The organism is Candidatus Krumholzibacteriia bacterium (assembly GCA_030748535.1).
GTDB lineage: Bacteria > Krumholzibacteriota > Krumholzibacteriia > JACNKJ01 > JACNKJ01 > JASMLU01.
This window is the reverse complement of sequence record JASMLU010000001.1, coordinates 674,380-685,061: the sequence shown is the minus strand read 5'-3', so window position 1 is coordinate 685,061 and position 10,682 is coordinate 674,380. Positions and strand designations below refer to the sequence as shown.

At 57.9% G+C, this 10,682-nt stretch carries 8 protein-coding genes; 7 read left to right on the top strand and 1 reads right to left on the bottom strand.

Annotated elements, in window-relative coordinates; genetic code table 11:
- Nucleotides 1-18: 18 nt before the first annotated feature.
- Complete coding sequence (locus QGH30_03200) at nucleotides 19-1,749, top strand: Na+:solute symporter (protein MDP7021341.1); 1,731 nt, start codon at nucleotides 19-21, stop codon at nucleotides 1,747-1,749.
- Nucleotides 1,746-3,194 carry a sodium/proline symporter gene (locus QGH30_03195; GenBank protein ID MDP7021340.1) on the top strand — a complete coding sequence of 483 codons (1,449 nt, stop codon included), beginning with the start codon at nucleotides 1,746-1,748 and terminating at the stop codon, nucleotides 3,192-3,194. Before QGH30_03200 ends, QGH30_03195 begins: the two co-directional genes overlap by 4 nt.
- Here QGH30_03195 and rlmN read toward each other — a convergent pair.
- Nucleotides 3,191-4,255, bottom strand: coding sequence for a 23S rRNA (adenine(2503)-C(2))-methyltransferase RlmN (gene rlmN, locus QGH30_03190; protein MDP7021339.1), 1,065 nt, complete (start codon nucleotides 4,253-4,255; stop codon nucleotides 3,191-3,193). The two genes, QGH30_03195 and rlmN, sit on opposite strands and share 4 nt — an antisense overlap.
- A gap of 47 nt (nucleotides 4,256-4,302) precedes the next feature.
- Between rlmN and QGH30_03185 the strand changes: the two genes are divergently transcribed.
- The 5 genes from QGH30_03185 to QGH30_03165 all read left to right on the top strand — a co-directional run bounded on the left by QGH30_03185 (nucleotide 4,303) and on the right by QGH30_03165 (nucleotide 10,591).
- The gene (locus QGH30_03185; GenBank protein MDP7021338.1) at nucleotides 4,303-5,529 is read left to right on the top strand and encodes a HAMP domain-containing sensor histidine kinase; all 1,227 of its coding nucleotides are present in this window, start codon (nucleotides 4,303-4,305) and stop codon (nucleotides 5,527-5,529) included.
- The gene (locus tag QGH30_03180; protein ID MDP7021337.1) at nucleotides 5,526-6,905 is read left to right on the top strand and encodes a sigma-54 dependent transcriptional regulator; all 1,380 of its coding nucleotides are present in this window, start codon (nucleotides 5,526-5,528) and stop codon (nucleotides 6,903-6,905) included. Before QGH30_03185 ends, QGH30_03180 begins: the two co-directional genes overlap by 4 nt.
- A gap of 166 nt (nucleotides 6,906-7,071) precedes the next feature.
- Nucleotides 7,072-7,767 (top strand): hypothetical protein, encoded by a 696-nt coding sequence (locus QGH30_03175; GenBank protein ID MDP7021336.1) that lies wholly within the window; start codon nucleotides 7,072-7,074, stop codon nucleotides 7,765-7,767.
- 28 nt (nucleotides 7,768-7,795) lie between these two features.
- The gene (locus QGH30_03170) at nucleotides 7,796-9,193 is read left to right on the top strand and encodes a hypothetical protein (protein ID MDP7021335.1); all 1,398 of its coding nucleotides are present in this window, start codon (nucleotides 7,796-7,798) and stop codon (nucleotides 9,191-9,193) included.
- Nucleotides 9,194-9,244: 51 nt separating this feature from the next.
- Complete coding sequence (locus QGH30_03165) at nucleotides 9,245-10,591, top strand: sigma-54 dependent transcriptional regulator (GenBank protein MDP7021334.1); 1,347 nt, start codon at nucleotides 9,245-9,247, stop codon at nucleotides 10,589-10,591.
- Nucleotides 10,592-10,682: the final 91 nt, after the last annotated feature.

The window sequence follows — 10,682 nt, the reverse complement described above, 5'->3', positions numbered from 1 at the left end:
AGGAAACAAGGAAGGTGTATGCAGGCTCTCGACCTCTGGATCATTGTTCTGTATCTGCTTCTGATGCTGGGAATCGGGCTCTTCTTTTCGAGAAGGGCAGGTTCCTCAACGCAGGAGTTTTTCCTCAGCGGAAGAAGCCTGCCCTGGTTCGTTGCGGGGACGAGCATGGCCGCAACGACCTTTGCCAGCGACACTCCTCTGGTGGTCACCGAGATTGTCCGCAGTGAAGGCATCGGGGGAAACTGGGTCTGGTTCAATTTCGCAATCAGCCATCTGCTGACCACCTTCTTTCTTGCCAAGCTCTGGCACCGTAGCGGCGTGACAACCGATGTCGAGTTTTGCGAATTGCGCTACTCCGGGCGGGGAGCTTCCAGCCTTCGGCTGTTCAAGGGTCTGTTCTACGCCTTCGTCACCAATGTCGTGGTTCTTGGCTGGGTGATTCTGGCCATGACGGCCATTGCAGGGATCTTCGGAGTGCCCAAGTGGGTAACGCTGGTCGGCTGCATTGCCCTTGCTTCCCTCTACGCTTCTCTCTCCGGACTCTGGGGAGTGGTGGCCACCGACCTTCTGCAATTCTTTGTGGCCATGGGAGGAGCGATCCTGCTTGCCTGGAAGGTGTTGCTTGCAGAAGGTGGCTTTCCGGCCCTGATCGACAAACTTCCCGGGCTTCTCGATGCGGTGGGTCGCCCGGCTGCTGAGATGGCGCCTCTTTCCGGCTTTGACTGGGCCAGCCCCGCCTTTCGCGGGGCCTTTCTAGGATTTGTGGTGGCGGTGCTGGTCCAATGGTGGAGCTGGAAGTATTCCGACGGCGGGGGAGTGCTGATCCAGCGCATGAACTCCACGAAGACCGAGCGGGACAGCCAACTGTCCATGCTCTGGTTCTCGGTCATCACCTATGCCATTCGTCCCTGGCCCTGGTTTCTCGTGGCTTTGGTCAGCCTCTGGGTCTTCCCTGAAATGACGGATCACAAAGCCGTCTATCCGGCCATGATGGCGAAGTACCTCGGTCCCGGCTGGCTGGGCCTGATGCTGGCCGCCATGCTGGCCGCCTTTATGAGTACCATCGACACGCACATGAATCTGGGCAGCTCCTACTTTGTACACGATGTCTACCGGCGTTTCCTCAAGCGCGATGCCTCTGAGAAGCACTACATCGCAGTGGCCAGAATCTCCGGCATCGTGATCGTACTCCTGGGAAGCATGGTGGCCTGGATGAATGACTCGATCAGTTTTCTCTTCAAGTTCCTTTTGCAACTGGTGGCCGGAGCCGGTGCCGTCTTCCTGCTTCGCTGGTTCTGGTGGCGCGTGAATGCCTGGAGTGAAATTGCTGCCATGGCGTCAAGCCTTCTGGTGGCGACCTTCCTGAATCTTGCCAACCGGGGAGACTGGTTCGGACACCAATTCCCGACCTGGGAGATCTTCCTCTGGAATGTTCTGCTTTCCGGGGTGGTTTGGGTGAGCGTGGCCTTGGCCACTGGCCCGGAAGAGGAGCCGGTGCTGCGGAACTTCGTCGCGCGAACGCGCCCGCCGGGTCTCTGGGGTCGCTATGACGACGGGATCGAAAGAGAAAGCAGCGGGAAGAGCTGGGCCAATCTTCTCTTTGCCCTGTTTCTGGTCTATGGACTTCTCTTCGGACTCGGCCACGCCTTCTTCGGCCGCCCTCTCTGGGCTACAGGGTTTCTGACGGCCGCCACTCTCGGCGCCATCCTGCTCTTTCTCAATCTGAGAGAAGCGAAAGGAAAGGCATGAGTCCCCTGATCCTCAGTTTCTCTCTCTATCTTGGGATTGTCCTGCTCATTGGAATCTTCAGCGCGCGAAAGGCCTTGAGCCAGAGGGAGTTTCTTCTCGGAGGTCGCGAACTCCCCGGCTGGGCCATTGCCATCAGCGAAAGAGCTTCCGGGGAGTCCTCCTGGCTACTCCTCGGCTTGACCGGAGCGGCCCTGACAGTGGGGCTGGGAGAAATCTGGACGGTTCTCGGGTGCGTGGCGGGGATTCTTTTCCTCTGGTTTCGTCTGGGAGGGTCAATCCGTGCGGAACTGGAGGGCAGTGACGCGCTGACAGTGCCTGAACTTCTGGCCCAGCGCTTCGGCGATCCCGGGCATCTTCTGCGCTGGACGGCCTCTCTCGTCATCATCTTCTTCTTCTCTTTCTATGTGGCGGCACAGATGGTCGGGGCCGGCAAGATCCTGATGAAAACAGGCATTGTCAGCGAAATCTGGCCCGCCTTCCTTGCCCAGGAAACCTGGGGCATCGTTCTCGGTGCCATGATTGTGATGCTCTACACCCTGCTCGGGGGATTTCGGGCTGTTGTCTGGACGGATCTTCTGCAGGGTTTCATCATGATTCTCGCCCTGGTGCTTCTGCCCCTGGTTGGCTACTGGGAGCTTCAGGAAAAACACGGCGACATCGCAAGTGCCCTGAAGGCTCTCGGTCCGGAGAAGGCCTCCTGGACAGGGGGGGAAAGTGGCTGGGCGGCGTGGAGCCTGATTCTGGGTGGCCTCTCCTGGGGGCTGGGTTACATGGGGCAACCGCATCTTCTGGTTCGTTTCATGGCTCTGCCTCGTGCCTCGGAGGTTCGCAAGCTGCGGTGGCTGGCCGGAGTCTGGACCCTGCTCGCCTACGGGGGTGCCTTTGCCATTGGTCTTCTGGGCCTGGGTCTTCTGGGCGCCGAGAGCTTTGCCGGCGATGCAGAGAAGATCATGCCGATGCTCGCCACGCGCCTTTTCCCCGCCTGGATTGCGGGCATCGTGATTTCCGGGGCGGTGGCAGCCATGATGTCGACCGCGGACAGCCAGCTTCTGGTCACCTGCTCTGCCTTCAGCGAGGATATCGCCGAGCGCATTCTGGGCCTGAATCTCAGTGCCTCTGCCCAAGTGATGCTCTCCCGAATTGTGGTGCTTCTGGTGGGAGGAGCCGCCTTCGCCCTGGCCCTGTCTTCCGGCGACACGGTGTACAGCATGGTCAGCTATGCCTGGAGCGGACTGGGATCCTCCTTCGGCCCGGTGATTCTCCTGATGGTATTCTGGAAAGGAATCCGGCGAAACGGGGCTTTGGCTTCCCTGTTGACGGGGACCTTTGCCACGATTCTCTGGAAGAACTCGCTACTGGATACCCTGATCAGCCACCGCTTCTCGGCTTTTGCTCTGGCACTTCTGGCGGGAGTGATTTTCTCGAAACTGCCCGGGCGGGACTAGCTCTCCTTTCGGCCGCGTAACTGGCCGCAGCCTCCGCCGACATCGCTTCCCTGGCTCCAGCGCACGGTCACCGAGGGAATGGCGCTGGCAAGTCGCCCGACAAAGGTGTCGATTTTTCGTGGCGTAGGCCTTCTCAGTTCCCTGGCCTCCTGGATTCCGGGAAGCATCATCTCCACGGGAGTTTCTCCCGGATTGAAGGGAATGATGTTGAGTTTGAAAGGACGCCCCTGAACAATCTCCCTCAGGCGTTTTGCGTCTTTGGACCGGTCATTGACTCCGTCAAAGAGGACATACTCCAGCGTGACTTGTCGTTGGGTTTTGTCAGCGTAGTATTCGGAAGCATCCAGAAGCTCCCGGATTCGCATTTTGGAGGCGCTGGGAATCAGAACCCGGCGAATGTCCTCGTCGACGCTGACCAGGCTGAGTGCAAGGCTGACTCGAAGACCGGAGTTGGCAAGATCGCGAATCCTGCCCGGAATGCCCACCGTGGAAACGGTGATGCGCTTTTCGCTGATCCCGAATCCCCGCTCATGGCTCAGGATTCGAAGAGCTCCGAGCATCGTGGAATAGTTCTGCAGGGGTTCTCCCATGCCCATGAAGACCAGATTGAAGGTGCTGTCTCCGGCCCGATCCATCAGGAAAAGAACCTGGTCGAGGATTTCCGCCTGTTTGAGGTTCCTGCGAAAGCCCCAGCGACCGGTCTCACAGAAGTGGCAGGCCATGGCGCATCCCACCTGGCTGGAAATGCAGAGGGTCTGGTGTTTCCGCATCGGCATGAGAACGGATTCAATGCTCTCGCCGTCCTCGAGTTGAAACAGGAATTTCTCGGAACCGTCTCCGCTCTTGCGAGAACGAAGCAGGGAAAGTGAATTCAAGGTGGCCTTTTCCTCCAGATTCTTGCGAAGCCCGGCGGGAAGGTTGCTCATGTCCTCGAAGCCCCTGGCCCGTTTGCGGTAGATCCATTCGCTCAGTTGCCGGGAACGATAGGCCGGAAGCTTGAGCTCCTTCATCCAGGAATCGAGTTCATCGAGAGACAGGTTCTTGAGGAGGGTTTTTGCCATGAGCCTTTCCCTTTGACAGTCCGGAGTGGGAGAAGCAGTATCATCTTATGAGCCTGCCCCTGGAGAACAAGCTAACACGACTGGTCGCTCTTTTCACCCTCCTCCTTCTTTCTGTTTTGATTGCAGGGGGCTGGTACAGTCAGGGCAGGATTCGTCTTGCCTTCGAGAAGGCCCATCTGGACGCTCTGGAGGAAGAAGGGCGCCTGATTGTCCGTTCCATCAAGGGTCAGAAGAGCCCGGATCTTGAGGGACTCCGGATTCAGGCCGGCTTCGATGAACTTGCCAGAATCGACATGCAGGGGCTCCCCTTTGACGGGGATCCAGGTTTCCTGCCGGCTTCGGGCTCCGAGCTGATGAAGGATCTGGATCTCAATAGTGAAAAACGGGAAGTGGAAAGAGATGACGATGAGATCTTTCTGCGAGTGCGGGTTCCACTCATGGATGAAGAGGGCTATTTGCTCCTTGTCGGAGGCTATCGACTGAGCAGTGAGATCGTGGAACTCCGGCATCTTCTCTGGGTCGCAAGTGGTCTGGCGGCTCTCTTTTCGGTGTTTCTTCTTTCCTCGCTGGCGGGTCTCTTGCGACGGGCGCAGTCTCGTCAAAGGGAACTCGACCGCGCGGGGCATCTGGCAAGGATCGGAACCCTCGCAGCCGGTCTTGCGCATGAGATCCGCAACCCGCTGGCCATCATCTTCGGGCAGGCCGAATGGATCGAAAGCCGCTCGGAAGGGGATGAAAGCCGTCGGGCGGCCGAAATACTGGAAGAGAGTGAGCGCATGCAGACGCTGCTGGAAGACTTTCTGCATTATGCAAGGCCCATGGATCTGCAAATGCAGAGCCTGAATCCAGAAGATTTCAGCAGGGAATGTCTGGAGAAAAGCAGCGCGCTGTTCCCGGGCTGTGAGTTTCAACTGAAGTCCCCCGGCAAGGTCCCTGACTTCCTGGGTGACCCCGAGAAGTTGCGGCAGGTGTATTTCAATCTTCTGGGGAACGCAGCGGATGCCTGCAAGTCCGGCCGGGTGGAAGTGGAACTCGCTGCGGAACGGAAGGCACTTCGCGTTTTGATCCGCGATGATGGCCCGGGCATATCCTCGGACCTGCTCCCCCGGCTCTTTGAGCCTTTTCACTCCGGCAAGGAGGGGGGAACCGGTCTGGGTCTGGCAATTTCGCGCAGCATTGCCCGTGCTCATGGCGGGGATCTCTCCCTTCTTCAACCCGGGCCCGGCAATACCTGCTTCGAATTGAGACTTCCCCTCAAGAAAGGCAAGGCATGAAGACCCTTCTCCTGGTCGATGATGAACAGCGGATGTTGAAACTTCTCGAAGAATCCCTGGCGGCTTCGGGTCGCAGGATTCTGACGGCAAGTTCCGGCGAGGAGGCCTGGAAGCTCTTTCAAAGGGAGGGTGCCGACCTTGTGCTCACGGATCTGCGCATGGAAAGCGAGGAAGCCGGGCTGGATCTTCTCAAGAAGATTCATCTGGCAGAGCCCGGAACGCCGGCCATCCTGATGACGGCCTTTGCGAGCATTGATGTCGGCTTGAGTGCCCTGGAGTTTGGAGCCCTCGAGTATCTGACCAAGCCCGTGCGCATGAGTTCCCTTGCGGAAAAGGTCAAGGAACTGCTTGCTGAGCGTCCGGAGGCTCCTGAAGTGGAAGCCGGAGGAGGAGAGATTCCCTTCACCTTCGACGAGATTCTCGTGGGAAGCCATCCGGGCATGCGACGCATCTACGAGATGCTGCCACGCATGGTGGCCAGCGATTCCACGGTTCTGATTCTCGGAGAGAGCGGAACCGGCAAGGAGGTCTTTGCCCGCGCCATCCATGAACATGGAAAGCGCAAGGACAAACCCTTCGTCCGGGTAAACTGCGCGGCCCTGGTGGAAAGCATTCTGGAGGCGGAACTCTTCGGAGTCGAAAAGGGAGCGGCCACCGATGTGGGAGCCCGTCCCGGCAAGTTCGAGTTGGCCAATGGGGGAACCATTCTGCTCGATGAGATCGGCGACATGGCTCCCGGCACTCAGGCCAAGGTGCTCCGCGTACTTCAGGAAAGAGAGGTGGAGCGAGTCGGAGGGCATCGTCCCCTCAAGGTAGATCTCAGGGTATTGGCCGCGACTCACCGGGATCTGGAGTCCATGGTAAGGGAAGGGCTCTTTCGACAGGATCTCTTCTACCGCTTGAATGTGATTCGACTGGAGTTGCCGCCCCTTCGTGAGCGTCTCGCCGATCTGGAACTTTATGTTCGCTTCTTCCTGGAGAGGATGGCTGATCGAAGCGGGAGAAAGGTGCGGGGACTTCGCCCGGCCGCGCTGGAACATCTGAAGAACCATCTCTGGCCCGGCAATGTCCGGGAACTGGAAAATGTGCTGGAGCGGGCGCTGGTGATGAGCCAGGGGGACTGGCTCGATGTCGGGGATCTGCCGGTACTTCGAGCCAGTCTGCCGGCCAGCGGAGGAGCGGTGTTCCCGCTTCCCGATGGCGGCATTTCTCTGGAAGAAGTGGAGAAGTCCCTCCTGGGCCAGGCCCTGGAGCGAGCCGGAGGGAACAAGAGCGCGGCGGCCCGGCTTCTTGGCTTGACCCGGCGGACTCTGGGATATCGCCTGGAGAAGCACGGAATCGGTGACGAATCTGACTCGCAGGAGGAAGAACCCTGAGGAACACAGGCGTACCATTTGGGCGTGTTTTTGGCCCGGCTTTCGGTTTGTGTGGCCCCGTAACATATTGCGTGGCTTTGGCTAGCAGCGGTCTCCTTTTCCTTCTGCCCCTGCGGCACTCCCCTTGCACCCTCCGGGGCGGATCGGCAATCCAAGGAGTTCTTTCATGAGACCGCATAGTTTTCTGCTTTTCTTGCTACTTGTCCTGACGACATCTGCCTCTGCCCTGGCCAGCGGGGAAGAGGCACTGGCAAGTCGTCTTCTGCGTATGCAGGAGAGAATGGCCATGCCGGAGCAGGGCCTGCTGGACCGCTATGACCGGGGAATCCAGCGTCTGGAAAGCCGCCTGCAGAAGGGGGACTACCCGGGTCTCGCTGCCTATATCCGAACGGAGATTTTGCCCGTCTGGAGAACGGTGGAGCTAATCTGGATCCGGGATCTCCATCTGAGTTCGCCGGATGAGTTGAGCACCCTGCAGATCACTCGCCTTCGGGTGAACCAACTGAAGGTTCGCCAGGTGGTTCGCCGTCTGCGTCGTGTTCGTCGCCTGATTACTCGTGCGGAAAAACTGGACCGTGACAATCGTTCTTCCCTCAAGGAACTGACAAGGCTTGAGCGACGCTTTGAGAAAAGTCTCGCCGAACTGGAAAGCCAGTTGCCGGACAGGGCCGAGGCATTCCGACGCTGGCAGGAGACGGAACTGCTTTCCCGTTTGGAAAGTCTCCGTATCCGGGATCGTGCCCTTCGTGAGCATCTTGCGAATCTGGGCCGCCTGGGGGGAGAAAGAAATATGCGGGAATGGCTGAGGCAGATTCAGGCAACAGACCGCACCATTGAAAGTCTTTTGAGCAACCGACACTGAGAGGGATTTTGCCGATTCCCTTCCTGAAATGAACGGGCAAAAGCCGCGCGCGCTTTTTGTCTTTCTTATCGTCCCCTGCTTTGCATTTGCAGGGGATCTGGATGCCCGTTTGTCCACTGGATGGCAGAGCAATCGTTCTTCCTTGCAGGAGATGGAGGGCCGTCTCCTGAACTTCGACCTGAGGGTCGATGCTCTTGTTCCCGGTGATCTGGGGCTGGATTTCGACCTCTCCGGAAGCGAGGATCTGACGGGTTCCAGAAAACAGGCCCGGGGGGCCATCGACTGGGCCGGCCTCTGGCTGGATTGCAGGGCAGAGGGTGGTGTTTCCGAGTACCGCCCCGGCGAATGGTCTCTTCCTCTTTATACCTTTGATCCCGAAAGCCTCCTGATCCTTGAGCAGGCCAGCCAAAAACAGGTTCGAAGTGAGTGGAGCCTTCAGGGCGGCTTTCTGGGGGACCGTCATGAAACCCGTCTTTCCGTCTCCCGGGAAGAACTTGCTTTTGAAAGTCCCGACTCCCTCTACAGCGACCGGGCCGATTATCGAATGATGATCGAGGGTGCCCTGTTTTTCGAAAAAGACTGGTTGCTGGAGTATGAGGCAGAGCTTCTGAAGGGAGAGTTCTTGCAGAGAAGTTACGCAGACTTTCAGGAGAGAGGCATTCAGATTCGAGGCAGTCGCCCCACCGACCGGGACTGGAGTCTGGAACTGGAATGTGGTTTCCGCCACCGGGAGGTTCAGGATGTCGAGGGTCTCTCCTCCTATGAAGAGCCTGGTGGCCGGGTCGCGAAACTGGGACTCATCTATGACCTCTTTCGGGAGTCCGGGCTTGAGGCCAATGCGAATGTCTCCCTGATCCGGGAAGACTGGAATGAGTACGAGGGCTACTACCGGGATGGCGACGGTTTTCTTGCAGAGCTCTTTCTGTCACACTCGCCCGGCGGCGCAGTTCGCATGGAAGCTTTTTACGGGCAGGCGAGTTTCGACCCAGACCATCAGGAAACGGAATCGTGGATTCTTCGGAGATCAGGAGAGAAGGAAAAGGAAGTCGACCTTGTCCTGCGCTGGCTCCCCGACCGACCGTTTTCCCTGTCCACGAGCCTGATGGCCGATGACAGCAGGATGCTTGATGAGGATGAGGATCGTTTTTTCTCCCTGCACTGGCAGGGTTCCGCGACTTATGAAAGCCCGGTTCTTGGACTTGTCTCCCTTTCCCTCAGTCTGGATGACTACCAGAGTCACTACGGAGAAGAACCTGTCGAGAGGGAAGAGGGGCTCAGTTGGTCTGCCTCCTGGAAGCGGAAGTGGAAGTCCGCTTCTCTTTTGGCCAGCGCACGCCGCAGTCGTTCCTACAGTTTTCTCGAGAGCGGAGACCTGATCGAGAACACGGAGATTTCCCTGGAATGGAGACAGAGTCTCGCCTTCTAGCTTGATCCGCGATTGTGCCCGTGTATATTTGCTCAGAGAAAGTGGGTTGTCATGGCATCTGCCCGAATCCTGATTGTGGATGACGAGGCACAGGTTCGCGAGTCCCTGGCTCGAATCCTGGACTATGAAGGTCACGAGACTATGGAGGCGGAAGACGGTCTTTCCGCTCTGGAGATTCTCGCCCGGGAAGATCTCGACCTGGTGTTTCTTGACATCAAGATGAAGGGTCTCGATGGCCTGGAGGTTCTCAAGGAACAGGCAAAACGGGGCCTGGAGATTCCGGTCATTGTGATTTCTGGCCATGGAGATGTTTCCACGGCTGTAGAAGCCACGAAACTCGGAGCCTTCGACTTTCTGGAAAAGCCACTGGATGTTGACCGTATTCTCCTGACACTGCGAAACGCACTGGAACAGGGAACACTCCGCCGCCGTCTGGAAGAGAGCCTGCACGGGCGCTTTGAGATTATCGGTGAGTCTCCCGCGATTCGCGAGATCCTGACCCTGGTGGAAAGAGTCGGTCCCTCGGAAGCTCGCGTGTTGATTACCGGGGAGAACGGTTCGGGCAAGGAACTGGTTGCCCGCGCGATTCACCTCTCGAGCCGCAGGAGTGCCGGGAACTTTGTGGAAGTGAACTGTGCAGCCATTCCCAATGAGCTGATCGAGAGTGAACTCTTCGGACATGAAAAGGGAAGCTTCACAGGTGCCCATCAGCGGCGCATCGGCAAGTTCGAACAGGCAACCGGAGGAACGCTCTTTCTCGATGAGATTGGCGATATGAGTCTCGATGCCCAGGCCAAGGTGCTTCGGGTTCTCCAGGAAGGCCGCCTCGAAAGAGTGGGTGGTACCGAAACCCTCGAAGTGAATGTTCGCGTGATCGCTGCCACAAACAAAAATCTCCTGGAGGAAGCCCGGGAGAAACTCTTCCGCGAGGATCTCTATTATCGATTGAATGTGGTCCCTCTGGTCTTGCCTCCCTTGCGGGAGCGGAGAGAGGATATTCCCCTTCTGGTCGAGCACTTCCTTTCCCGTTTCTGTTCGGAAATGGGTTGCGCCGTGAGAGAAGTCACGGCGAAGGCCATGGAGAGGCTGAAGATGCATCCCTGGCCCGGGAATGTTAGGGAACTCCAGAACCTGGTGGAACGGCTTCTGATTCTCCTTCCCGATGATCCGATTGATGCGGGGGACATTCCTCTTCTCGCAGGAGATAAGGATCCTTCGGATTTCATGCAGGCCGAGAGCTTTCAGGATTTCAAGGAACAGAGTGAATCGGCCTTTCTCGCCGGACGAATCCGCGACTGTGGCGGCAATGTCAGCAAGGCAGCCAGGAGCCTGGGCATTCAGCGCAGTCATCTCTATCGAAAGATTGAGAAATACAAGTTGCACAAGGACATCCGCTAATTCAGAAAAACCGCTCCTGAATTTGACAAGCCCTTTTTCCGGCTCCTATCTTCCCTTGCCTCTCAGGAGGCAGATGAATCTCTTGCAAGGA

Excerpts from the sequence above, each read along its gene's own strand:
- QGH30_03200 (MDP7021341.1), top strand. The coding sequence starts at position 19 with ATGCAGGCTCTCGACCTCTGGATCATTGTTCTGTATCTGCTTCTGATG.
- QGH30_03195 (MDP7021340.1), top strand. The coding sequence starts at position 1,746 with ATGAGTCCCCTGATCCTCAGTTTCTCTCTCTATCTTGGGATTGTCCTG.
- rlmN (MDP7021339.1), bottom strand. The coding sequence starts at position 4,255 with ATGGCAAAAACCCTCCTCAAGAACCTGTCTCTCGATGAACTCGATTCC.
- QGH30_03185 (MDP7021338.1), top strand. The coding sequence starts at position 4,303 with ATGAGCCTGCCCCTGGAGAACAAGCTAACACGACTGGTCGCTCTTTTC.
- QGH30_03180 (MDP7021337.1), top strand. The coding sequence starts at position 5,526 with ATGAAGACCCTTCTCCTGGTCGATGATGAACAGCGGATGTTGAAACTT.
- QGH30_03175 (MDP7021336.1), top strand. The coding sequence starts at position 7,072 with ATGAGACCGCATAGTTTTCTGCTTTTCTTGCTACTTGTCCTGACGACA.
- QGH30_03170 (MDP7021335.1), top strand. The coding sequence starts at position 7,796 with ATGAACGGGCAAAAGCCGCGCGCGCTTTTTGTCTTTCTTATCGTCCCC.
- QGH30_03165 (MDP7021334.1), top strand. The coding sequence starts at position 9,245 with ATGGCATCTGCCCGAATCCTGATTGTGGATGACGAGGCACAGGTTCGC.